Annotated in this window: 24 protein-coding genes, 1 pseudogene and 1 other annotated feature; all 25 genes and pseudogenes read right to left on the bottom strand. The window is 43.4% G+C overall.

Annotated elements, in window-relative coordinates; translation table 11 throughout:
- Positions 1–111 precede the first annotated feature (111 nt).
- Positions 112–1,020 (bottom strand): RluA family pseudouridine synthase, encoded by a 909-nt coding sequence (locus tag J9317_RS09025; protein ID WP_211557995.1) that lies wholly within the window; start codon positions 1,018–1,020, stop codon positions 112–114.
- On the bottom strand, positions 1,020–1,499 hold the full coding sequence (gene lspA / locus J9317_RS09020; protein WP_347880520.1) for a signal peptidase II: 480 nt from the start codon (positions 1,497–1,499) through the stop codon (positions 1,020–1,022). Before lspA ends, J9317_RS09025 begins: the two co-directional genes overlap by 1 nt.
- 103 nt (positions 1,500–1,602) lie before the next feature.
- On the bottom strand, positions 1,603–1,965 hold the full coding sequence (locus J9317_RS09015; RefSeq protein ID WP_211562247.1) for a TraR/DksA C4-type zinc finger protein: 363 nt from the start codon (positions 1,963–1,965) through the stop codon (positions 1,603–1,605).
- A 311-nt stretch (positions 1,966–2,276) separates the two neighbouring features.
- Positions 2,277–5,045, bottom strand: coding sequence for an isoleucine--tRNA ligase (ileS, locus tag J9317_RS09010; protein WP_211557993.1), 2,769 nt, complete (start codon positions 5,043–5,045; stop codon positions 2,277–2,279).
- 113 nt (positions 5,046–5,158) lie between these two features.
- Positions 5,159–5,382 (bottom strand) — a binding site (T-box leader).
- 45 nt (positions 5,383–5,427) lie between these two features.
- Positions 5,428–5,943: a DivIVA domain-containing protein gene (locus J9317_RS09005; RefSeq protein ID WP_211557992.1), complete on the bottom strand. Its 516-nt coding sequence runs from the start codon at positions 5,941–5,943 to the stop codon at positions 5,428–5,430.
- 93 nt (positions 5,944–6,036) lie between these two features.
- Complete coding sequence (locus J9317_RS09000; RefSeq protein ID WP_211557990.1) at positions 6,037–6,813, bottom strand: YlmH family RNA-binding protein; 777 nt, start codon at positions 6,811–6,813, stop codon at positions 6,037–6,039.
- A 50-nt stretch (positions 6,814–6,863) separates the two neighbouring features.
- Positions 6,864–7,127 carry a YggT family protein gene (locus J9317_RS08995; RefSeq protein WP_211557989.1) on the bottom strand — a complete coding sequence of 88 codons (264 nt, stop codon included), beginning with the start codon at positions 7,125–7,127 and terminating at the stop codon, positions 6,864–6,866.
- A 6-nt stretch (positions 7,128–7,133) separates the two neighbouring features.
- The gene (locus J9317_RS08990; RefSeq protein ID WP_211557988.1) at positions 7,134–7,577 is read right to left on the bottom strand and encodes a cell division protein SepF; all 444 of its coding nucleotides are present in this window, start codon (positions 7,575–7,577) and stop codon (positions 7,134–7,136) included.
- 19 nt (positions 7,578–7,596) lie between these two features.
- On the bottom strand, positions 7,597–8,265 hold the full coding sequence (locus J9317_RS08985) for a YggS family pyridoxal phosphate-dependent enzyme (RefSeq protein WP_211557987.1): 669 nt from the start codon (positions 8,263–8,265) through the stop codon (positions 7,597–7,599).
- Positions 8,266–9,092: pseudogene (pgeF, locus tag J9317_RS08980) on the bottom strand (peptidoglycan editing factor PgeF).
- A 125-nt stretch (positions 9,093–9,217) separates the two neighbouring features.
- Positions 9,218–9,469: a YlmC/YmxH family sporulation protein gene (locus tag J9317_RS08975; protein ID WP_211557986.1), complete on the bottom strand. Its 252-nt coding sequence runs from the start codon at positions 9,467–9,469 to the stop codon at positions 9,218–9,220.
- Between the two features lie 147 nt (positions 9,470–9,616).
- On the bottom strand, positions 9,617–10,465 hold the full coding sequence (gene sigG, locus J9317_RS08970) for an RNA polymerase sporulation sigma factor SigG (RefSeq protein ID WP_211557985.1): 849 nt from the start codon (positions 10,463–10,465) through the stop codon (positions 9,617–9,619).
- Between the two features lie 81 nt (positions 10,466–10,546).
- Positions 10,547–11,266, bottom strand: a complete 720-nt coding sequence (gene sigE / locus J9317_RS08965; protein ID WP_211557984.1) for an RNA polymerase sporulation sigma factor SigE — start codon at positions 11,264–11,266, stop codon at positions 10,547–10,549.
- 42 nt (positions 11,267–11,308) lie between these two features.
- Positions 11,309–12,232, bottom strand: a complete 924-nt coding sequence (gene spoIIGA, locus J9317_RS08960; RefSeq protein WP_211557982.1) for a sigma-E processing peptidase SpoIIGA — start codon at positions 12,230–12,232, stop codon at positions 11,309–11,311.
- Positions 12,233–12,502: 270 nt separating this feature from the next.
- Positions 12,503–13,663, bottom strand: coding sequence for a cell division protein FtsZ (gene ftsZ / locus J9317_RS08955; protein WP_211557980.1), 1,161 nt, complete (start codon positions 13,661–13,663; stop codon positions 12,503–12,505).
- Between the two features lie 42 nt (positions 13,664–13,705).
- Entirely contained in the window at positions 13,706–14,998 is a 1,293-nt protein-coding gene (gene ftsA / locus J9317_RS08950) for a cell division protein FtsA (protein WP_211557979.1), read from the bottom strand.
- A gap of 242 nt (positions 14,999–15,240) precedes the next feature.
- The gene (locus tag J9317_RS08945) at positions 15,241–15,606 is read right to left on the bottom strand and encodes a small basic family protein (protein ID WP_035412922.1); all 366 of its coding nucleotides are present in this window, start codon (positions 15,604–15,606) and stop codon (positions 15,241–15,243) included.
- On the bottom strand, positions 15,606–16,331 hold the full coding sequence (locus J9317_RS08940) for a DUF881 domain-containing protein (RefSeq protein WP_347880519.1): 726 nt from the start codon (positions 16,329–16,331) through the stop codon (positions 15,606–15,608). The genes J9317_RS08945 and J9317_RS08940 overlap by 1 nt, the downstream gene beginning before the upstream one ends.
- A gap of 28 nt (positions 16,332–16,359) precedes the next feature.
- Positions 16,360–17,064, bottom strand: coding sequence for a DUF881 domain-containing protein (locus tag J9317_RS08935; RefSeq protein ID WP_211557977.1), 705 nt, complete (start codon positions 17,062–17,064; stop codon positions 16,360–16,362).
- The gene (locus tag J9317_RS08930) at positions 17,048–17,863 is read right to left on the bottom strand and encodes a cell division protein FtsQ/DivIB (protein ID WP_211557975.1); all 816 of its coding nucleotides are present in this window, start codon (positions 17,861–17,863) and stop codon (positions 17,048–17,050) included. Before J9317_RS08930 ends, J9317_RS08935 begins: the two co-directional genes overlap by 17 nt.
- A 135-nt stretch (positions 17,864–17,998) precedes the next feature.
- A complete protein-coding gene (gene murB / locus J9317_RS08925; RefSeq protein ID WP_211557973.1) occupies positions 17,999–18,910 on the bottom strand; it encodes a UDP-N-acetylmuramate dehydrogenase in 912 nt (303 codons plus the stop codon).
- Between the two features lie 27 nt (positions 18,911–18,937).
- On the bottom strand, positions 18,938–20,035 hold the full coding sequence (murG, locus tag J9317_RS08920) for an undecaprenyldiphospho-muramoylpentapeptide beta-N-acetylglucosaminyltransferase (protein WP_211557971.1): 1,098 nt from the start codon (positions 20,033–20,035) through the stop codon (positions 18,938–18,940).
- Positions 20,036–20,158: 123 nt separating this feature from the next.
- Positions 20,159–21,259, bottom strand: a complete 1,101-nt coding sequence (spoVE, locus tag J9317_RS08915; RefSeq protein ID WP_035412936.1) for a stage V sporulation protein E — start codon at positions 21,257–21,259, stop codon at positions 20,159–20,161.
- Between the two features lie 52 nt (positions 21,260–21,311).
- Positions 21,312–22,667, bottom strand: coding sequence for a UDP-N-acetylmuramoyl-L-alanine--D-glutamate ligase (gene murD, locus J9317_RS08910; RefSeq protein ID WP_211557970.1), 1,356 nt, complete (start codon positions 22,665–22,667; stop codon positions 21,312–21,314).
- Complete coding sequence (gene mraY, locus J9317_RS08905) at positions 22,668–23,642, bottom strand: phospho-N-acetylmuramoyl-pentapeptide-transferase (protein ID WP_211557969.1); 975 nt, start codon at positions 23,640–23,642, stop codon at positions 22,668–22,670.
- Positions 23,643–23,688 lie beyond the last annotated feature (46 nt).

Raw genomic sequence — 23,688 nt, 5'->3', positions numbered from 1 at the left:
ATTCCTTGTTTCATTACATTTGCCGTACCCTTCCCAGCCTCACAGGACTGTTCTTAAAGGTGCTATTCAACTAATAGATATTATGTCAAATGCATAGCTTACTGTCAATGCTTATTTATCAATTTGCGTTAAAAGCTGACTGAAGTACCCGGGTAAGGGTGCTTCAAATTCCATATATTCGCCAGACCGGGGATGGACGAAGCCAAGGATTCCCGCATGAAGAGCCTGTCCCCCAATAGAAAGAGTTTTTCTCGGCCCGTATTTCGGGTCTCCCGCCAGCGGGTAGCCGATATATTTCATGTGCACGCGGATTTGATGAGTTCTTCCTGTTTCAAGCTGGCACTCGATAAAAGTGAAATCTTTGAATCGTTCCAGTACTTTAAAGTGAGTAACCGCATCGCGGCTGTTTTCACGCGTTACCGTCATACTTTGGCGTTCTTGTTTATCACGGCCGATCGGGGCATCTACTGTCCCTTGATCATGGGAAATGTTTCCATGAACGAGCGCTTTATACCTTCTTGTTACGGTTTTTTCAACCAGCTGGGTGACAAGGGATTCATGTGCCAGGTCATTTTTGGCAACCATGAGCAGTCCGGACGTATCCTTGTCGATTCGATGGACGATTCCCGGTCTTAGCACCCCGTTAATACCTGACAAATCTTTACAATGCGCCATTAAGCCATTAACCAGTGTTCCGGTCAGATGACCCGGTGCGGGGTGAACAACCATGCCCTTCGGTTTATTCACAACAAGCACATCACTGTCTTCATAAAAAATTTCCAAATCCATTTCTTCAGCCTGGATATTTAATTCTTCAGGCTCAGGAATTTCAACCGTTACAAGATCGCCTTCCACGCCTTTATAATTTGTTTTTACAGCATTGCCATTAACAAGAACCAGTCCGCTCTTCATAAGCGACTGAATCTGAGTACGGGACCAATCCTGATTTAAAGCTGACAGAGTTTTATCCAGCCTGTCACCGGCATGTTCAGTTACGATCGTATATTCATGGATGTCCATTACAAGATTTGCCCCTCTTTTTTCTCATTTTTACTGTCAATCACCATTTGAATAAACAGCAGTGCGACCCCTATGCAAAGCGAAGAGTCTGCAATATTGAAAATTGGGAAATTGTACGAGAAGATAAAGGTTTGAACAAAATCAACAACCTCCTGGTGAAGAACACGGTCAATAAAATTCCCGATGGCTCCGCCAAGCATCAATCCTAAAGCAGCACCCAGCAAGCCCGCTTTCGCTGCGAATTTTTGGATATAATACACAATCGCAACAATCACTACAAGCGTTACAATATAGAAGAACCACATCTGGCCTTGAAGAATCCCCCAGGCCGCCCCTTCATTCCGATGGGACGTGATGTAAAAGAAATTTTCTATGACAGGTATGCTATCTCCAATTTCCAAATTTTGAACAACCAGCCATTTCGTCAGCTGATCCAAACAAATAACAGCAATCGCAAGTATGTAGCTCACTAAACGCACGTACGTTCCCCCAACCATTCAAATTAGATACATTGAATTTTATCACAAAAAGTTGAAAAGAGTAAGGAATAGCGAAAAAAACCGTTCAGATTAATGAACGGTTTCAATGCACCATCTCTTCAGTGCTTTGGCCAGCGTAATCAGTGACTCCTGTATAATCAAAAGGAAGCGACTTTTTTTCGTATTGATCCTTATAAGAAAAATCATGAATGCTCCTTGCTGTCGGCAGATATTTAAGACTGGACAGCGGAAGCACTGCTCCCGTCTCTTCACAAATGCCATATAAGCCGCTGTTCATTTTGTTAAGCGCATGCTCCACATCATGAAGCTCTTCCTTAACATGAAACATGATCGTTCCGGATAACACCTCGGAATTCCCGGTTTCAAAAAATGAATGGTGAAACAATCGCTCCTGAAGCTCCTCCCGCATTAATTCAAGCTCTTTTCTTATCGCAAAAAAATCCATGCTCAATGCGGCTCAACTCCTGCTGTAAGGTTTGTAAAAATAGTTTATCCTTTCAGCCGAACCTCACCCTGTTCATTTTTTTCCACGGATTTTTTGGGAGTGCAGGACGGGTATGACTGCGGGGAGTTTTAATTGGGTTTGTCTGACAAGTCTGCTTTCTTCTCGTTTGTCTGACTATTTTGTCTGACAAGTCTGCTTTCTTCTCGTTTGTCTGACTAACAGGGAGTGTAAAATTTCGCTTCACAATATTCCCCACCCTTTACAGCATGATAAAGAGACCCGAATCTAATTCGGGTCTCTTTAAACTTCAATCAGTTTGATGCATATTCTTTTTCCACGATGGCAGCACAGCGGGCACAAAGACCTGGGTGGTTTTCGTCTTGCCCTACCTCTGGTGTTACGATCCAGCAGCGTTCACATGTTTCTCCTTCTGCTGCTTCAACTGTAATTTTTACATTGCTGAATTCCTGGGCGTTTTCCGGTGCAGCGCTCATGTCTCCGCCAAAATCAAATCCGGATACGATAAAGAGCTGTTTAAGATCCTCTTCTACCGATTCAAGCAGGGATTTTGCTTTTTGATCCGGATAAAGTGTAATTTTAGCCGTCAGGGATTTTCCGATTGTTTTTTCATTTCTTGCGGTTTCAAGCGCTTTTAGCACGTCATCACGAAGAGCCATGAATGCATCCCATTTCTCTTCAAGTACGTCTGCATGTTCAATCACAGTGCTTTCAGGCATATCAGTAAGCTGAACGCTTGCTGCTTTTTCTGACTCGATATGCTCCCAAACTTCGTCGGCAGTGTGAGGAAGAATTGGCGCAGTTAATTTGGTCAGAGCCATCAAGGTTTGATGCAGAACGGTTTGAATTGCACGTCGGTCCGGATGATCTTTGCCCTCGATGTAAAGAACATCTTTAGCAAAATCCAAATAGAATGCGCTCAATTCGATTGTGCAGAAGTTATGGACGGCATGATAGATAACAGCAAATTCATATTCATCATATGCTTTCTTTACTTTGTCAATCAGTTTGTTGAGTTTTACAAGCATATATCTGTCAACATCCCGAAGGTTTTCCCATTCTACAGCATCCGCTGGAGTAAAGTCCGCAAGATTTCCTAATAAGAAACGGAAAGTATTGCGGATTTTGCGGTATACTTCAGCCACTTGCTTTAGAATAGCATCAGATACCCGGACATCGGCCTGGTAGTCAACAGAAGCTACCCATAGGCGAAGAATATCTCCGCCGAGCTGGTTCATGACTTTAGAAGGAACAACGACGTTCCCTACAGATTTACTCATTTTGCGGCCTTGGCCATCAAGAGCGAATCCATGGCTTAATACCCCTTTATAAGGCGCTTTGCCAGTTACAGCCACAGCTGTGGATAGGGATGAGTTAAACCAGCCTCTGTACTGATCCGATCCCTCAAGGTACAAGTCAGCTGGACGCTGCAGGTCATCTCGTTCCTGCAGAACGGCTTGATGAGAAGATCCTGAATCAAACCATACGTCCATGATATCCGTTTCACGTGTGAAATTGCCGTTCGGGCTTCCTTTATGTTTGAATCCTTCAGGCAATAAATCCTTTGTTTCACGCTCAAACCAGATATTGGAACCGTGCTGGCGGAACAAATCAGATACATGGCTGATCGTTTCATCCGTGATGATCGGTTCGCCGTTTTCTGCATAGAACACAGGAATCGGAACACCCCACGCCCGCTGTCTTGAAATACACCAGTCACCGCGGTCTCTTACCATGTTAAACAATCTTGTTTCGCCCCATGCCGGAACCCATTTCGTTTCTTTCACAGCATCGAGAAGTTCACTGCGGAAATCTTTAATGGAAGCAAACCACTGTGCTGTTGCTCTAAAAATCACCGGTTTTTTCGTTCTCCAATCATGCGGATAGGAGTGGGTGAAGAACTGCAGCTTAAGCAGAGCACCGTTTTCCTGAAGTTTTTCAGTAATTGGCTTATTCGCTTCGTCATAAAACAGACCTTCAAATCCGGGAGCTTCGTTTGTCATAACGCCTTTTTCATCGACTGGGCATAGAACATCCAGACCGTATTTCTGGCCTACGATAAAGTCATCCTCCCCATGGCCTGGAGCGGTATGAACACAGCCTGTTCCTGCATCAGTCGTAACATGTTCGCCGAGAACAACAAGGGATTCTCTTCCATAGATCGGATGCTTCGCAGAGACTCTTTCCATTTCTTTTCCTCTAACCGTGCGTACAAGTTCATGATTTTCCCATTCAAGCTCTTTTGCAACGGCATTGAGCAGTTCTGATGCCACAACATATTTTGCTCCGTTTGCAAGGACTACACTGTATTCCAGGTCAGGATGGACAGCGATTCCAAGGTTTGCCGGAATGGTCCATGGAGTTGTTGTCCAGATGATGATTTTTTCATCCTCTTCTAGCACGCCTTTTCCATCTGCTACGTCAAAAGCTACATAGATGGATGGAGATTTTTTATCCTGATATTCAATTTCCGCTTCTGCAAGAGCTGATTCGCTGGATGGAGACCAGTAAACTGGTTTCTTGCCTTTATAGATGTATCCTTTTTTAGCCATTTCACCAAAAACAAGGATTTGCTGCGCTTCATACTCAGGCTGAAGGGTTACGTAAGGATTGTCCCAGTCTCCCCTTACTCCCAGACGTTTAAATTGCTCACGCTGACCATTAATCTGATCCCAAGCGTACTCTTCGCACAGCTTGCGAAATTCGGCAACAGACATTTCCTTGCGGTTTACTTTTTTATTTTTTGTCAAAGCTGTTTCAATTGGAAGACCATGCGTATCCCAGCCGGGAACGTAAGGTGCATTGTAGCCGCTCATGGATTTGTAGCGGACGATAAAATCCTTAAGGATTTTATTTAGAGCATGGCCCATGTGAATATCGCCGTTTGCATATGGAGGTCCATCGTGCAAGATGAAGAGCGGACGGTCTTTTGTATGCTCCTGAACCATTTTATAAATATTCATCTGTTCCCATTTTTCCTGCATTTCAGGTTCACGCTTCGGTAAATTTCCGCGCATTGGAAATTCTGTTTTAGGCATGAGCAAAGTATCTTTATAATCCATTTCTTTTTCCTCCTATGTTTAGGCACTGATAAAATTGACTGTCGATTTTCGCTTCAGGGACTCATCCCTGGCAGGTTTTGGTAAAAAAATACAAAAAAGCCTTCTCATCCCTGGAAAGGGACGAGAAGGCTTGCTTCACGCGGTACCACCCTTATAGATGCAAAAAAACACATCCACTTAAGCATTCTTATCGTGAATGAGGCGCCTTCCTTACTAATGCATTTCAGGAAGGAACTCAAGGGTGATTTTCATCTGATGTCTTTAGCCGGGCTCCCACCACCCCCGGTTCGCTTTGTAAAGGGTTCATTCAGACTACTATCCCTGTCATCGTCGAGTCATATTTTGATTGTGCTCAAATTATATGCGAATTCCCATGAAAAAGTCAAGAACGGTATTTAGCTTCTTCCTCTTCTCCTGCATAGACGCTGTCCACTTCATATTCAAGGAGATGATCCCAATCATCGTTTTTCAATAAATCGAGCTGTGCTTCAATCAGCATTTGGAAACGTGTCCGGAACACTTTAGACTGTTTTTTCAGCTCTTCAATTTCCATCGCTACCTTGCGGGATTTTGAAAGGGATTCATTGATGATGCGGTCAGCATTTTTTTCTGCCTCTTTAATAATCAGCTTGGATTCCTTTTGGGCGTTGCGTTTTACTTCTTCAGCAGTTTCCTGTGCAATCAGAATAGATTTATTTAAGGTTTCTTCGATGACCGTATAGTGGCTCAGCTTTTCTTCCATCTCTGCAACCCGTGTTTCGAATTCCTTTTTATCGCGGAGCACCATTTCATAATCTTTAATAACCTGATCGAGAAATTCGTTTACTTCATCTTCGTCATAACCGCGGAATCCTTTATTAAATTCCTTATTATGAATATCAAGCGGTGTTAAAGGCACAAAGGCCACCTCCATATGTATCGGTTTGCACTCCTGCATACCATTATAATTCATTATTCGGCAATTATGGGGCAAATCCTCCAAAATTCATGATTATTTTTGTCTGCCAAATAGAAGTCTGATTTTATCTTTTTTCGTACGGCCAAGGATTTCTGTCACTTTGCTGCGTCCGAAACCTCTTACTGAAATCCTGTCGCCTTCCTGGCATTCCATCGATCCCTGTTCCGCAGTACGCCAATTTACCTTTACTTGTCCTGCCTGCAGAAGCGGCTGCACCTTCTGTCTGGAGATTCCGTAAATTGCCGCTATTACCGCATCCAGTCTAAGGGAGCTAACGGTAGTGGAGGACTCGCTCCACTCATCATGCTTTGCAATCGCCTTTGAAAAATCAATTTTCTTCAGCTCAACCTTTGCTTTCCCGATCTCGGTAAGCTGCAATTTTAAAAAGTCATCCATTTCTTCCGCAGCCACGAGCTGAATGTTCTCATCCTCTATTAATATGTCTCCATATTTTGATCGCTTGAGCCCGATCGACATTAAAGCGCCGAGGACTTGCCTATGCTCAAGATTTACAAATTTCGAAGGGTAGCTGATTTGAAATAAACTTAAAGCAAAATCGTCATGGTCCGGTTCCAAATACTCCGGATAAAGCAGCGCCCGTTTTCTTTCCGCCTGAGGCGTTCCTCCTTGAAAAGCAGCATTCACTTCTTTTTGATCACCGATCAGCGAACGGACAATTTCCTGTTCTCTCGGGTCCAGAAAGTCAGTCAGCTTCGGGCTGTAAGAAGAAAGAACATATTCTTTCCAGCCAATCACTTTTTCAATAAAATCACGTTCATCTTCTCTAAAATGCTGAAATAAATCTGTCATTTGCATCACCGTTTCATTAATTGGAAAAAGGGACCATAACGTCCCTTCCCTTACGCAATCATATAGTATAGAGACCGCAATCCGCCTTGTGCCAGGTTTAAAACCAGTATCGCTGCAATTGGAGACAGGTCAATCATGCCAAGTGAAGGAATGATCCTGCGGAACGGTTCTAAAAAGGGTTCGCAAACCGACGCAAGAATTTGTCCGAATCTGCTCTCCTTCGCATTCGGAAACCATGACATGAGAATATAAATGATGATGGCATACGAATACACCTGCAGTAAAGATCCTAATACTGAAAACACTAAGTCCATTGCCCATTACCACCTTTGAGGTTCATCTTCAACTGCCAATTCGGAGATGGTTCCAGATACGTCCACATTATCTGGAGTGCAGAGAAATATATTCATCCCGATTTTTTGGATATCTCCGCCTATCGCATAAACTGTGCCGCTGAGGAAATCAACGATCCGTTTTGCCTGATCATGCTGAATCCGCTGAAGATTGACAACAATCGCACGGCGGTTCTTTAGCTGATCTGCAATATCCTGAGCTTCAGAGTATGCACGAGGCTCACATAGCACTACTTTAGAGGATTTTTGAAGGCTTTGCAAACTTACAACGTTTTGCTTTCCTTCTTTTCTTGGTGCCTGCTGCTCGGGAGATAAATATTCTTCCTCCTCCTCATAGCTTTGTTTATCAGTATATTCATATTCCTCTTCATCAAGAGCAAAAAAGGTTTTAAAGCGGTTTTTGATACTCATTTTTGACACCTCCTGTAATTTATCCTACAAGAGAAGAGCCGATTCGGATGAAAGTAGCTCCCTCTTCAATAGCAATCATATAATCGCTGGACATTCCCATGGAAAGCTCAGTGCAGGGTGCATGGTCCAGTCCCAGGCCTTGTATTTCTTCTTTAAGCTCTTTAAGGCGCTGAAAAGTCCGGCGGATCGTTGAGGTGTCGTCAGTGCTGGGAGCCATCGTCATCAGACCGGCAATCTGTATGGCCGGATATTCACTGCATGCTTTTATAAATGAAATCGTTTCTTCAGGCTTTATTCCGTGCTTGGATACCTCACCAGACGTATTGACCTGTACAAAACATTGAACGGGTGCTTCTGCGCGCTTATCGATCTCTTTTGCAAGGGAAAGCCTATCCAGTGAATGTATGTATGAAACCTTATCAATTACATGTTTTACTTTTCTTGACTGCAGGGAACCGATAAAATGCCAGACTGCTTTATTGCCTATGCGTTCATACTTCTCAGCAAGTCCTTCATCCCGATTCTCCCCCAGGTGAATAATTCCTGCTTCAATGGCTTCCTCCGCCCGATCAGCTGTAACGTACTTTGTCACAGCCACGAGCCTCACTTCTTCAGGATTCCGTCCAGCCTGTCTGCAAGCTTTGTTGATATTCTCTTTGATGACAGACAGATTTTCTTTTATTTCCAATCAAGAACCCTCCTCTTTCAAACCAATAAAGCCAATCATTCTGCCAGTCTTTCCCTCGTCCCTGCGATGTGAAAAAAACAATTCATGCTCACAGCTTGTACAAAGGCCGGACACTGCAATATTTTCTCTATTTAATCCGGCTTTCACCAGCAATGCTTCGTTAAGTGCTTTCAGGTCAAGGGAATATTGGCCCGGTGCCGCTTTCATGTATGGAAGCTCTTCAACAGGGTCAAAAAGCTTGTTTACTTCTTCAATCACACGGTCATCAACCTTGTAGCAGCATGATCCAATAGATGGCCCTATTACCGCATGAATCCGTTCTAATTGCGCATCTTCCTCTTCTATCCAGCGGCTGATCATGGCTTGGCCAATGTTAAGAACGCTTCCCTTCCATCCGGCATGTGCTATTCCGATAAGCTTCATTTTCTCTTCATAAAAAAGATCGGTACACAATCGGCGAAGGCAAGTGCAAGCACCGTATCTGTTTCTTCTGTATAGATTCCATCGGCAGCAGGTATCGCTTCTTCATAATCATAAGCGCCGTTCCCGCGATTTTCCTTCTCCGCTTTCACGATCCGGCTTCCGTGAACCTGATCTGCAAATACCCAGTTTCGGAGAGGAATGGATGTTTCAAATGCACAGGCTTCTCTGTTTGCCGCCACATCGGCAGGATTATCGTTCACATGAAGCCCCATATTTAAAGCAGAAAAAGGGGAGGTGCTTACTCCTCCGTTTTTTACAGTAAAACCTGCAATGATAGAAGAATTGATTCTTGCAAAGCCGCCCAGGCTCAAAAATGTTTCCCGATCCTTTGTAAATGGCTCCATCATGATATCAATCTCCTTTCGACAAAATCCCTGGATGAATGCTTTTATTTTACCACATCTTTCCCTTTAAGTTCATAAAATAAAGGGCAAAATTAATCATTTATTGCATAATTTCACACGGCTTATTAAGGGGAAAGATCCTGAGAAGACATCCTCACTAAAATTACATCTTCCCCAATCTTTACTATGTTTCGCCATGGGATTACAAATTCCTCTTCCCTTCCGAAGAATCCCATCATTTTGCCCGGTCCTGTTATAATAATAGCCTGTATCTTTCCTGTTGTAACATTAATATCGAAGTCCCCAATGCTTCCCAGCTTCTTCCCGTCTGAAACATTAACAATATCCTTTGTTTGAAACTCGGAAATGTTCATCATATTAACCGCTCCCATCAAACGTATCTTTTACTATTCAATGTATGAGAGGTTTCGTTTAGTATTCGTACACAATCATGAGCAGAAGTTTCCCTCTCAACATGAAAAGGGATCCTCCGTTTCCGGCAGGATCCCTTAGGCTTGTCCATCTTATTGCTGAATATTTTTATTCATTTGCTTGATTGCTGCTTTTTCCAGCCTCGAAACCTGTGCTTGGGAGATTCCTATTTCATCAGCAACTTCCATTTGTGTTTTCCCTTGAAAAAATCGCTTCCTTAGGATAAGTTTTTCCCTGTCGTTAAGTCGCCTCATTCCTTCCTTTAAGGCGAGCTCTTCGATCCACTGGATATCCCGGCTCCGCTCATCACTTAGCTGATCCATTACATAAATCGGATCGCCGCCGTCATTGTAAATCGGCTCAAACAATGAAACTGGATCCTGAATGGCATCGAGGGCGAAGACAATTTCTTCATGGGGTACCTCAAGCACCTTTGCTATTTCTTCTGCGGATGGTTCTCTTGACGTCTGGGTCATTAGCTTTTCCCTCACCTGCAGGGCTTTATAGGCGATGTCCCTTAATGACCTGGAAACCCTAATCGGATTATTATCGCGCAGATAGCGTCTGATTTCCCCTATAATCATAGGTACAGCATAAGTTGAAAATTTCACATTTTGTCCCAGGTCGAAATTATCAATGGATTTCATAAGGCCAATACAGCCAACCTGAAACAAGTCATCGACAAATTCTCCTCTGTTGTTAAAACGCTGGATGACACTCAGAACGAGCCTGAGATTTCCATTTACGAGTTTTTCTCTTGCTGAATTGTCCCCGCTTTGCATCTCTCTGAAGAGAATTCGCATTTCTTCATTTTTTAGTACGGGAAGCTTTGACGTGTCTACTCCGCAAATTTCTACTTTATTTCGTGTCACATCTTTCCCTCCAGTCAGGAGCTGCTGTACAAAAAACAGTATTTCCTGGTGTTGGAAAAATATGCACATTAAAAAGACGCTAAAATTACAAGAAAATTATTTTTCCCAAATAAAATAAGGGTTTTTTAGACCCTTTTTATTTAGAAATTTTTAAACCATTTTATTAAATTCTTTCCTTAACCGTTTGATAATGCGCTTTTCCAGCCTCGAAATATACGATTGAGAGATCCCCAGCATATCGGCGACATCTTTTTGTGTTTTTTCTTCTCCTCCCTGAAGGCCAAACCGAAGCTCCATAATTTGCTTTTCCCTGTCGTTCAGCTGCTGAAGAGCTTTTAGGAGAAGCTTACGGTCAACATTTGCTTCCAGATCCTTCGTAATAATATCATCGTCTGTTCCGAGAACATCCGAGAGGAGAAGCTCATTGCCGTCCCAATCAATGTTGAGCGGTTCATCGAAGGAAACCTCGGACCGGATTTTATTGTTTCTTCTCAAATACATCAGGATTTCATTTTCGATGCATCTGGAGGCATATGTAGCCAGTTTGATTTTCTTCTCAGGGTTAAACGTGTTGACTGCCTTAATCAGACCGATTGTACCGATGCTTATTAAATCCTCGATATTAATACCCGTGTTCTCAAATTTCCTCGCAATGTACACGACCAGCCGAAGGTTTCGTTCAATGAGAATTGCTCTGGCTGCCAGGTCCCCGGTGGGAAGCTTCTTGAGAAGTATTTCTTCCTCATCTTTATTAAGAGGGGGAGGAAGAGCCTCACTTCCGCCAATGTAATAAATCTCATCTGTCTTGAAGCCAAGCTTCGTTAATAATTTGTACCACCAATACGTAATTCTCAGCCTAAGGTTTTTCATCTTATTCCCCCTTCTAAAAGTCCAAAACGCGAGTAAACTTATTTAAGACACATGTGCAGATGATGTCCCCTGAAGCATTTGAGGATGAACAATGCATGTAAAATCTCCATCAGCCGATAGCTGGGAGGAGCTTAAGCCGATAATGGCTTTTTTCACGTTTATTTCTTCTTTTTCCGTCTTGATTATTAAAGAGTCCGGCTTTAAGCCGATAAGAAATTGATTTTGCTGCCCGACTCCCCTGTATGGAATAATCCGCATTCGCAGCTGCCAATGATCTTCAAGCTCAGGCGCATCGTCCAGAATATTCCCTGACATCACTTTGTCTGTCAGAGCCTTAGGAAGCAGACCGGTCAGTTTATCCGTATCTGCAATCATGACAGGCGTTCTTGTGATGGGGTCAAAAAGCTGATTTCCGCTGTCAATCAGCCCGGCCATAGGCAGAATCGTTTCTCCGAAAACGGCCGTTACCTGAACGATTTCATGATACTGGAGTTTTTTTACTTGCACGTCATTCCCCCGCCCTGCTGAAAACAGCCAAAGCAGAGGAAAACCAATAATAACAAAAATCCACGTAATCGGATCACCGAAGCCTGTTGTCTGGGTCATTAATATTCCATTGGTTAAATAGCTGTCTTGCTGCAGAAAATAATGGGCTCCAATAATTCCCCCGCCAAGAGCGAATGTTGAAAAGTAAAACATAAACCAGTTCTGCAGAAAGTATTTAAACCGTACAAAGCCAAAAGCTGACCAAACCATGAGGACAGAGATGAAAAGCTTCCCTGCAGGATGACTGAAGAACGGCCCAAGGGGTGTAAACATGAAAAGAATGATAGATGAACCTATGAAACCACCCAATAAAAGCCTATACCAAACTTTTGGCCTCTTCAGTAAGGAAGCAGTAAGCATCAGAAGAAACAGATCAAAAAGGAAATTAAGCATCCATATGACATCTAAATATACGGACAATGTCTAACCCTCTTCCATGACAGGTTCCAGATTGTCTAAATAGCAGGATATAGCCCTAAGTATAATGAGATCGTCCGAGGAAGTCTGTCAATTCATGAGGGGGAAAACGGTGTTTTTTTAAGGGGTTTTGTCGGAAGGGGAGAGTTCTGAGTTTGATCGTTTTATTCCTTTCTTCAGGCGCAGGCTGGCAGGGTTATGCCCGTATTTTGGCTTATAAAATTCACGCAAAAAAGAGCCAGGCAGGTATGCCAGGCTCTTTTTCCAGGAATATTATCGTCTTCTGTTCCGGTTTCTAAGGAAAGTCGGGATATCCAGAGCGTCATCAGGCTGCTGCTGGCGGGAACTTTCATTGTATGGTGACGGTTCTTCGCGCTTCATTTCGCGTTCCCGTTCACGCTTTTGAGGCATAGCCGGTTTTGGAGTTTGAGGCGTTTGAGTGCTTCCTCCAAAGCGAGGCTGTTTGCCTGGATTAATTTCCTGTTCGCTGAAACCTGTTGCGATAACCGTTACGACGATTTCGTCTTTCAGGTTTTCATTGATAACAGATCCAAAGATCATGTTTACTTCCTGATCAGATGCGGATGCCACGATGTCTGCAGCTTCCTGCACTTCATAAAGACTTAGATTTGTTCCTCCAGTGATGTTCATAAGGACGCCTTGGGCGCCATCAATGGATGTTTCAAGAAGCGGACTTGAGATCGCTTTTTTTGCCGCCTCAGCTGCACGGCTCTCTCCAGTTGCTACACCAATCCCCATGAGTGCGGACCCTCTGTTGGACATAATCGTTTTCACATCTGCAAAGTCAAGGTTAATTAGACCAGGAACCGCAATCAGGTCAGATATACCTTGTACACCTTGGCGAAGAACGTTATCCGCTTCGCGGAACGCTTCAAGCATTGGTGTATTTTTATCTACAATTTCAAGCAAGCGGTCATTTGGGATAACAATCAATGTGTCTACTGATTCTTTCATAGAAGAAATACCGCCAGATGCCTGCATGGCACGCTTTCTTCCTTCAAATGTAAATGGACGTGTCACAACACCCACTGTCAGTGCGCCTAAGTCCTTTGCAATTTGAGCAATAACTGGTGCAGCACCTGTTCCGGTTCCGCCGCCCATACCAGCAGTTACAAAGACCATATCCGCACCGCGAAGTGCTTCTTCAATCTGCTCTTTGCTCTCTTCTGCTGCTTTTTTGCCTACTTCAGGGTTTGCACCCGCACCAAGTCCTCTAGTAAGCTTGGAACCTATTTGCATCTTTATTTCCGCTTTTGATAGATTTAATGCTTGTGCATCCGTATTAACGGCAATAAATTCTACCCCTTGAACACCATGTTCAATCATTCGGTTTACAGCGTTGTTTCCGCCTCCGCCTACCCCAATTACTTTTATGGTTGCTAGACCGTCAATATTCGTTTCAAACTCCAACATGCTTAATCCTCCTAATCCATCAATCACTTCTGGTTGATCATTTTATTCAAAGAAGTAGCCGAAAAACTTTTTCACTTTGCTCTGCTTTTTTTCTTCGTTTGGTTTTGGTTTGCTGCTGTTTCGCTGAGGCTGTTCCTCTCTTACAGCTGCTGCCTGTTCAGCATATACTTCCTGAGAAACATTTGAACCAATTCTTCTGCCTTGAATTTTTGCATTTTTATATGCAAATTGTATGAGCCCGACACCTGTCATATAGCGGGGTTCTCTCACTCCGATATAGTCAGGGCTTGCAATTCTCACACTGCTTTGCAGCATATCCTGGGCAAGTTCAAGCACACCAGGCATACTGACAGTACCGCCTGTCAGAACGAAACCGCCTGGAAGGTCTCTCACGCCCAGCCTCATAAGCTCATGTTGAACCATCTCAAATAGTTCTTCTAGTCTTGCTTCAATAATATCAGAGATTTCCAGCTGATTAAATTGCTGTTTTTGATCGGTTCCAATGATGGATACTTCAAACACTTCATCAGGGGAAGCAAGGTCGTAAAAAGCATGACCATGTTTAACCTTGATTCTTTCTGCCTCTTCTGTTGCTGTACGGAGCCCGATGGACAAATCCTTTGTCAAATGCTCCCCTCCGATAGGAAGAACGGAAGCAGAACGCAGATGCCCCTGCTCAAATAGAGCAATTGTTGTAGAGCCGCCGCCGATATCAATCATGGCAACTCCGAGATTTTTCTCGTCACGGGACAATGCTACAGAACCGGCAGCCAAAGGCTGAAGGCAGATGTCTGTTATTTCGAGCCCCGCCCTTTCAACACAGCGGAGCAGATTATGTAAGATTGTTTTGGAACCGGTAATGATTGTCCCTTCCATTTCAAGTCTGACCCCAAGCATTCCGCGGGGATCATTTATCTCATCCAGACCGTCAACGATGAACTGACGGGGAATAACGTCAATAATTTCTCGTTCAGGAGGAATGGACATCACCTGGGCCGCTTCAATAACTCGGCGGACATCTTCATTTGCTATCTCCCTGTTCTCACTGGAAACAGCAACCACACCATGACAATCCTGAAGATGTACATGGTTGCCTGCAACCCCCACAACCACTCTTTTCAGGGGAATTCCTACCATGCGTTCCGCTTGTTCCACGGCTTTTTTAATAGAATGAACGGTTTCGTCTATATCAACGATTGAACCTTTTTTTAATCCTTCTGATTTTACATTCCCCACACCGATTACGTTTAAAGCATCGTCGGCCATTTCCCCGATAATGACTTTAACACTGGATGTACCGATGTCGAGACTCACGAAGATTTCACTGTTGTTCATTCTATGGCACCTCCTTCTCTCTCTACATTTCTTATTCTATTATTTGATGGACAACTTTACAATCTGCATCACGAACATTTTGAGATCGCACATTGAACAGCTTCACCCGCAGCCTTAGGAAGGCATGCCTTTTACCTTGTGACAGCGTGTTTTCACAGCACCCGTCTTGAATTTATTCTTTTAACAGGCATAAATGATGCTATAAGAATTTATTCGTCAAAAGATGCATTTTTCCCTCTAGTTTAATCAACTTTTTTCACCTTTTGTCTCGAATCACTCCACTTTGAGATTAATATCCTTCTAATGACCGCAATGTTTTGGAACAATCTTACTCCGAAGGCAAAAATCGCCACTAGATATAAGTCTACACCAAGATGGACACCCAGAAAAGCTAAAGCTGCGGCTAGTAGAATGTTAAAGAAGAATCCTGATACAAATACCAGCTCATCATATATGTTCTGAAGCTGGGCCCGGATTCCGCCGAGCAATGTATCAAGAGCAGCCAATATGGCTATGGACAGGTAATTCGAATATTCAGCAGGGATTTTGAATTCTGTGGAAAAGCCCAGTGCAATTCCTAAAATCAGCCCAAGCACAGGAAGCCACATCAATTTTCTCCCCCTTTGCCGCTCTCATAGGGCTTTAATTCCCCGGTAAGGATTTTCTTATCGCTTTCGGGAACCACTATGTCTTCTCTGGGTTTTTCCGCTGTCAGCTTAATGTTATCAACTGCAAACAAATCATGTGTGCTTGACACCTTAACTCTGTCATAAAGCTTATTTGCATCCTCTGCAATGACTTTGATTTCAATCGGCAGTGTGTCTAAGGCGCTGCCGTCCATCTTCGTCACTCCATTAATGTCCCTGATGACCGTTGTACTTGACACCCTGTGTCCATTAATGGAAATATGCTCCGCATCATATGTGTTTAGTTCGTTAATCAGTTTTCTAAGTAAATCAGGCGAGACAGATATAGTATTTTCCCCAATCAGGTCCTGGCTAAACAACGGCTCAAGACGGAGGATCATTCCCTCACCTTTTACTTCGGTTAAACCGGCCAGTACTTTGAGCTCATCCAGCGTTTTCTTTAAAGCTTCCTCCCGTTCTCTTCCCTCCATGGAATCATACGTATTCAAAAGCTTATCGTATTTAGTGATTTCCTCAAGGAGGTCAGATTGCTGCTTTTGCTCTTCTTTAAGCTGCTCTCTGATCTCCCACAAGTCTCTCGTATCCCTTATAACAGGTTCCTTAATGGATAAAAATTGGACGGATAGCATAAATCCGAAAAGACCCATGATGAAGGTGTAGCCCATTATTTTTTTCCTGCCTGACACATTCTTTGCTCCTTACTTACATGAACAATCAGGATTTTCGGTCACCCTGAAGCATTGAATTCATGGTAATCTCACTTTTCTTTTCTGATTTTACAACTATGTTGTCATAAACAAGCTGTTCCGAAATGCCGCCGGATATCGTAAAAGCGGCAATCATCACATCCGGATCGCCAATAGCCGAGATGACAAAAGGTGCAGGAAACTGATTCCCGTCAACTGTAATAACAGGCCCGTTGCAGAAGATATACGAATCGGCTGAAATTCGCTGGCCATTAATGGAAACAGCAGAAGCACCCGAAATGAGAAGCTCGTTGATGACTTTGAAAATATGGCTTTCATGAACAATGTAATTATTGGCATTTTCATCTGCCGGTATGTATGAGGAATCTTCCAGGGTGATTTGGACCCCTTCCCCTTTGACTCCAGTTTCGCCAACATACATTCTTAAGTTTTCAATTTTTTCAACGAGACCGCTTGCGGCCTGTTTATCCTTTTTAAGCTTTTTCTCATAGTTCTGTACGTTTTTTTGCTTTTTCTGGAGTTCTGCCTGAAGCATCAGGTTTTTCTCTTCCTGTTCAATGAGGAGCTGTCTAGATTCGTATTCTTTATCCCACTGTTCAGCTGAGATTCCGCCTGGCTTCTTTTCATTAGTCAGCTGATAGGAAAAGGCAATCAGATAACCAAGTACAAGCATGACAATGGATAGCAGAACATACTTACCCTTGGGTTTCATTCGATTCTTCTCCCTGATTTGATTTATCTTTGCTGTCAGAGGGTTTTTCGAAGGACTCGAAATATGTCCCTACCTCCATATGAATGATCCCTTTAGAACCTGGTTTCAGCTGAGACACGATAGAAGGATAGTCCTTAATTTTCTCTGCAATATTCCTTACTGAGCCGCTGATCACGTAACCCTCATTCATATAAAGCGTGATATGCCATGAATCATTCTTTTCGGGAGCATGATAAATTTCGGAAATGGATGCCGCGATGGGCTTTGGAATTTCAAGCAGGGCGGAAGCCATTTCCTGGATTTGATCGGCATCCTTCCAATTGATTAAGAGCGGAGCATCAGATGGAAGCGATTTTTCATCTGACTTCAATACAACCCCGTTTTCAAGGATTGGCATAAAGGCTCCGTTCTTTTCCGCATAAGCCACCCGTTTATACTCTTCGACCTGAAGTGTCACTTTATTGGGGAACGTCTTTAAAACTCGGGCCGATTTTATTTCTTTCAATCTTTTAATCCCGCTCTCGGCCTGTTCCACGTTTAAATTCCAGAAGCCTGTCCCAATTGAAATCCCGCTCTGCTTAAGAATGGAATCATCTGCAGTATGGGCATTGCCGACAACTTCTATAGCCGAGATTTTGCTTAAAGGCGATTGAAAATATACGACGAGAAGAATCAAAATAAAGAAAAGACATAGAAATAAAGTAAGCCGTTTATTGGTTTTTTGTTTGCGCTGCTGTTTCAATTTAGGTATGCGGTCTTCGATCGAAACAATTTTTTCCTGTTCCATTCGATTATTCAAATTCCCAGTCACCCTTCATGAAATATTCATTCAAAACAGAATGGGAAATATAAACAAACGGCATACAAGATGCCGTTTTACATTTTTCCTATATTAGTCATTATAGCACAATAGGAGGATATATAAGAACATTCTTCAGGAATTTCGTCCGATTATTTCAACCTCGGTTTCGAGCTCTGTACCGTACTTCTCAAGGATTGTTTTTTTAATAAAAGCAATCAGATTCAGAACATCCTCAGCAGTAGCTCCCCCTGCATTTACAATAAAATTGCCATGCATATCGGAAACCTGTGCCCCGCCGAGTTTATACCCTTTCAGGCCAGCTTTTTCCACCAAAGCTCCTGCATATTCTGGAAGCGGGTTGCGGAATATGCTGCCGGCACACGGAAAGTTCCATGGCTGGGTATCTCTCCTGTAATCCTTGTTTTTTTGCATCACTTTCACGATTTCTTCTTTAACTCCTGCTTCAAGCTTCAGGACAGCCTCAAGGCAAATTCCGGGGCGTTCCTTTTGAAGAAGCGAGGTTCGATAGGAAAAATTCAGTTCTTCATTCGACAGCCATTCCATTGTTCCGTCTTCAAACAGCACACGTGCTTTAACAAGGATTTTGCTCATATCAGAACCATGTGCTCCTGCATTCATATATACGGCTCCACCGATCGACCCTGGAATACCGCTTGCGAATTCAAGGCCGGAGAACCCCTTTTTACTGATAATCGTAGCAAGCTTTATAACGGAATACCCGCCGCCGACGGTCAGAATATCACCGTCAATATCCATATGGTCCAGTCCATCTCCAAGCTTGATAACAACCCCTTCAATTCCTTGATCGGATACTAAAAGGTTCGAGCCCCTTCCGATTGCCCGCCATTTTACTCCATGTTCCTTCACGATGCGAATGATGGTTTCAATGCTCTCAATATCCTTCGGCTGTACCAGACAGTCTGCCGGTCCTCCGATTTTCATCGTAGTATGTTTGGATAAAGGCTCATTGACTAATACTTTCCCGATATCTGCCTGTTCCAGTTCTTTGATGACGTTTTCCATGATACCCTCCTATTAACAAAAAGAATCTTATTTTTTTACAGAAACTTCTTCCAGAACTTCCGCCAGTCTTGATGCTGCATCCGGCATTCCAATTTCTGAAGAAGCCGTTCTCATTGCAATAAGAATGGATTCATCGTTCATGATTTTATCCATTTCTCTCAGAAGCGCTTTCCCGTTCAAGTCTTTTTCCAGCATCAGCACAGCTGCACCCTTATCACTCAGCGACCTAGCGTTAACCTCCTGGTGATTAGCCGTTACATAAGGACTTGGAATGAGAATGCTTGGCAGACCAAGTGCAGTAATCTCAGCAATGGACGTTGCACCTGCCCGCCCTACGATTAAATCCGTACCGGCAAGGACTTCAGGCATGTTATGAATAAATGGCTTGATGATGACATTGGCTGGAGATCCAAGTGCTTTCGCTTCTTCCGCCACTTGCTTAAAATGTACCTCTCCCGTTACATATAGAAGCTGGTAATCTCTTTTTTCAAGCTCCGGAAGCACTTCGAGAATCGCTTTATTGATCGGTCTTGCACCCCGGCTCCCGCCGAATACGAGAACAGATTTTTTGCCTGGCTTTAAACCTGCTGAAAGCTTGCTCTTCTCTCCGTTTACTCCAGCAACTTCTGAAGCCCGGGGATTTCCTGTCATAACCGCTTTATCAGCAGGAAAATAGCTTCTCGCTTCCTCAAAGCAGATCGCAACCTTATCAGCATACCTGGAAAGGAATTTATTCGTTAAGCCCGGCAGACTATTCTGCTCATGAATGACAGCAGGAATTTTCATTTTCGCCGCAGCATATACGACAGGGCCGCATACATATCCCCCTGTGCCAATTACAACATCCGGTTTAAATTCCTTTAAGTAGCGCTTACTCGTTTGGACACCTTTTAAGAACCTCATTACGGTTTTTACATTGTCCATTGAAATCTTACGTTTAAATCCCGTAATTTCAATTGATTTAAACGGAATGTTTTCTCTCTCGACAATTCCTTTTTCGAGACCTTTTTCTGTGCCTATATATAAAAATTCCGCATCCGGGTTTTTCTTTTTCATTTCCTTGATCAGGGCAAGTGCAGGATAAATATGTCCTCCTGTACCGCCGCCGCTCACAGCTACCTTCATTTATGTTCCTCCTCATCCCGTTAAAAAATGGGAAAATGGGATGGGCTGGCCCTATAGCTATAGAATGCTCATGCAAGAGCCATTCATTTAAGCAGGGTCAGCCTCATCAAGTTCATTATCTATTTAATATTTTGCATATCTGCTGATATTTAGCAAGACCCCAATTCCCATCAGCATTAACGTTAGGGAAGATCCGCCGTAGCTGAGAAATGGCAGGGTAATTCCGGTAACAGGCATCATTCCGGTTACCACCCCTATGTTAATCATGACCTGAATGGCGACCATTGCAATAATTCCCACTGCCAGGAATGCTCCATATAAGTCTGGAGCACCAAGTGCAATGCGGATTCCTCTCCATAACAGCAGGCAGAATAGAAGCAAGACGAGTGATCCGCCGATAAAACCTAATTCTTCCGATAAAATGGCAAAGATAAAATCTGTTTGCGGCTCAGGCAAGTAAAAAAACTTTTGCCTGCTTTGGCCTAGACCCATTCCGAACAACCCGCCAGGCCCAATGGCGTAGAGCGACTGAATGATTTGAAAGCCGCTGCCCAATGGGTCCTGCCATGGATCCAGAAATGACGTGATCCTTTTCATACGGTAAGGAGCGGAAAGGACCAGGGCAGTAAATCCGCCAACACCAAGCAGTCCGAGGAATCCAAAGTGCCAGATTCTCGCACCTGCCGTAAAGATCATGACAATACACGTTCCTACCATTACGGTTCCAGTGCCAAGGTCCGGCTGCAGCATAATCATGCCAAATGCAATAAACACAAGTCCTAATGAAGGAATCAAACCTTTTTTGAAGGACGTTATTTTTTTTTGATGTTCTGATAGATATTTAGCCAAAAAGATAATCATGGCAAACTTCATAAATTCAGAAGGCTGAATCGAAAATGCACCTACACCTATCCAGCTCCTGGATCCATTCCGTTCCATTCCAATCCCTGGAACTAAAACCGCGATAAGCAGCACAAAACAGATTAAAAGAATGATTTTTGCCCACGTTCTCCACGTCCAGTAGTCTACATTCATAATGAAGAACATCCCGGCAATACCTACACCTGCAAAAAGGAGCTGCCTTTTTGCAAAGAAAAAGGAATCATCAAATTTATAATCCGCCCAGATTGCACTTGCACTGTAGACCATAATCAGTCCAACCGTTAGAAGCAAAAGCGTCACAATAATCAATATAAAATCCGGAGTCGTCCTCTTCGCCGTCAAAGCCGCACACCTCTATTTCGTCTAAAGGTCAGGCTCTGACTGGTACGAGCCCTTAATCTAGCTTATGCACGGCGCTGACAAACATGTCTCCTCTTTGTTCAAAAGTCTTATACTGATCCCAGCTTGCACATGCAGGTGACAGCAATATCACATCCCCTGCTTCAGAAAGATCATAAGCCGCGCCGGCTGCCTGTTCCACATTATCGACACGTTTGATCACTTCTATTCCGAGTTCCCTGCAAGTCTTCTCCAGCTTAGGGGCTGTCTCACCAAAGCTGATTAAGGCTTTGACGTTCGTCATAGCCGGTTTAAGCTCATCAAATTCATTTCCCCTGTCCAGCCCGCCGGCAAGCAGAATGACCGGCTGCTCAAATGCTTCAAGGGCCTTTGAGGTTGCTAGAATGTTCGTTGCTTTAGAGTCATTATAAAATTTACGGGCATTCAAGGTTCTGACAAACTGCAATCTGTGAACAACACCTGAAAAAGAAGTAAGGACGCTGCAGATTGCTTCATTTGAACAGCCTCTCGTCTTCACCAGCGAGATCGCCGCAAGGATATTCTCCAGGTTGTGTTTTCCTGGAAGCACCACTTCATTAACCGCAATGATGCGCTCCTCGTTGTACCAAATAGCATCCTCATATATAAACGCACCATGTTCCAGCTTCCGTTTTACAGAGAAATATAATCTGGTCCCTGACGTTTCCTCAGAAAGTCTGCATACTTCCTGATCATCTGCATTAATGACAGCCGTATCTGAAGGGGTTAAGTTCTCATAGATCTTCCCCTTCGCCATCGCGTATGCATCTCTCGTTCCATGGTAATCCAAATGAGCATCAAATAAGTTTAAAATTACTGCTGCAGAAGGCTTGAATGAAGCAGTTCCTTGAAGCTGAAATGATGAAAGCTCCATTACGATGACCTGACCCGCCTTGGCTTTTTCTGCAACTTCACAGGCAACCGTACCTATATTCCCTGCAATAAGAGGGTTTTTTCCATCTTTCTTCAGCATTTCATAGACGAGCGTGGTTGTCGTTGTTTTTCCGTTGGATCCTGTAATTCCAAGTATGTCAGCTTCGGAGATTTCGTACGCAAGCTCCACTTCTGTAATAACCGGAATTCCAAGATCAGCTGCCTGCAGCAGGATTGGATTGGAATAAGGGATACCTGGATTTTTTACAATCAATTCAATGTTTCGGCCTTCAATCAGCGTTTCAGGATGGCTGCCGCACACAACATGCATTCCAAGCTCATTCAATTCCTGTGCCGCTTCATTTTCTTTAAAAGGCTTCATATCATTTACCGTCACTTCGGCTCCAAGCTTATGAAGCAATTTTGCTGCAGCAAGGCCGCTTTTAGCAAGCCCTAATACGAGTACACGCTTCTTTTGATAGGATTCAATCGTTTTCACTTACATCCACACCTCAATATAAATTCCGATCATGGCAAAAATTAATCCAACTGTCCAAAATGTAACAACTACGCGCCATTCCGACCATCCGGAAAGCTCGTAATGATGGTGCAGCGGGCTCATTTTAAATATTCTTTTTCCTGTAGTTTTAAAAGAAATAACTTGGATAATGACCGATAGCGTCTCAAGTACAAATATACCGCCAATTAAGACGAGCAGAATTTCAAGTTTCGTCAGAATGGCCACTGTCACAATCGCACCGCCTAATGCGAGAGATCCCGTGTCTCCCATAAACACTTTCGCAGGATGGGCATTAAAAACAAGGAACCCAAGCACCGCTCCGGCAACAGCCACTGAAAAAATGGCTACATCATATTGGGACTGATTCCAGGCTAATATAGCAAATGCCCCGAAAGCAATGGCTGCAGTCCCTGAAAGAAGCCCGTCAAGTCCGTCTGTCAGATTAACTGCATTTGAACCTCCGACAAGCATAAATACAATCAATAAAACATAGGCCCAGCCCAGATCGAACCCGAGTTCTGTCCCTGGGACTCTAATTTCTGTTGAAAAGTTATATTGTCTGAATACAAGGTAAAACACGATGGCAATCATGATCTGTCCAATCAGCTTCTGCTTGGATGTCAGACCCAGATTGCGTTTCATCACCACTTTTATGAAATCATCCAGAAAGCCAAGTACGCCGTATCCAAATGTAACAAAAATTAATAGCCACATTTCCACACTCGGTTCTGAAAATTTGCCAGTCATAACAAGCGTCGTCACGATAATGGAGAGGATAATCATAATCCCGCCCATTGTCGGCGTCCCTGATTTTTTCATATGGGATTTCGGTCCTTCATCCCTTATGCTTTGTCCAAATTTCAATCTTCTTAAAAATGGAATAAAGATAGGAGAAAGCAGAACACTTATTAAAAACCCCATCATAATGGTAAATAAAATGACTTGCTCAAGCACTGCGTTTTCCTCCTTCAAGCTCCATCCTTGTCTCTTTGAGACCATC

Origin of the sequence: Metabacillus flavus (genome assembly GCF_018283675.1) — a bacterium.
GTDB lineage: Bacteria > Bacillota > Bacilli > Bacillales > Bacillaceae > Metabacillus_B > Metabacillus_B flavus.
The sequence above is the reverse complement of the archived record's forward strand: the minus strand, read 5'-3'. Positions and strand labels throughout refer to the sequence as shown.

Coding starts and splice junctions, on each gene's coding strand:
- J9317_RS09025 (WP_211557995.1), bottom strand. CDS start 1,020: ATGGACATCCATGAATATACGATCGTAACTGAACATGCCGGTGACAGG.
- J9317_RS09015 (WP_211562247.1), bottom strand. CDS start 1,965: ATGGATTTTTTTGCGATAAGAAAAGAGCTTGAATTAATGCGGGAGGAG.
- ileS (WP_211557993.1), bottom strand. CDS start 5,045: ATGGATTATAAAGATACTTTGCTCATGCCTAAAACAGAATTTCCAATG.
- J9317_RS09000 (WP_211557990.1), bottom strand. CDS start 6,813: ATGACAGATTTATTTCAGCATTTTAGAGAAGATGAACGTGATTTTATT.
- J9317_RS08995 (WP_211557989.1), bottom strand. CDS start 7,127: ATGGACTTAGTGTTTTCAGTATTAGGATCTTTACTGCAGGTGTATTCG.
- J9317_RS08990 (WP_211557988.1), bottom strand. CDS start 7,577: ATGAGTATCAAAAACCGCTTTAAAACCTTTTTTGCTCTTGATGAAGAG.
- J9317_RS08975 (WP_211557986.1), bottom strand. CDS start 9,469: ATGATGAACATTTCCGAGTTTCAAACAAAGGATATTGTTAATGTTTCA.
- sigG (WP_211557985.1), bottom strand. CDS start 10,465: ATGTGCATATTTTTCCAACACCAGGAAATACTGTTTTTTGTACAGCAG.
- sigE (WP_211557984.1), bottom strand. CDS start 11,266: ATGAAAAACCTTAGGCTGAGAATTACGTATTGGTGGTACAAATTATTA.
- ftsZ (WP_211557980.1), bottom strand. CDS start 13,663: ATGTTGGAGTTTGAAACGAATATTGACGGTCTAGCAACCATAAAAGTA.
- ftsA (WP_211557979.1), bottom strand. CDS start 14,998: ATGAACAACAGTGAAATCTTCGTGAGTCTCGACATCGGTACATCCAGT.
- J9317_RS08945 (WP_035412922.1), bottom strand. CDS start 15,606: ATGTGGCTTCCTGTGCTTGGGCTGATTTTAGGAATTGCACTGGGCTTT.
- J9317_RS08935 (WP_211557977.1), bottom strand. CDS start 17,064: ATGAAACCCAAGGGTAAGTATGTTCTGCTATCCATTGTCATGCTTGTA.
- murB (WP_211557973.1), bottom strand. CDS start 18,910: ATGGAAAACGTCATCAAAGAACTGGAACAGGCAGATATCGGGAAAGTA.
- murG (WP_211557971.1), bottom strand. CDS start 20,035: ATGAAGGTAGCTGTGAGCGGCGGCGGTACAGGAGGACATATTTATCCT.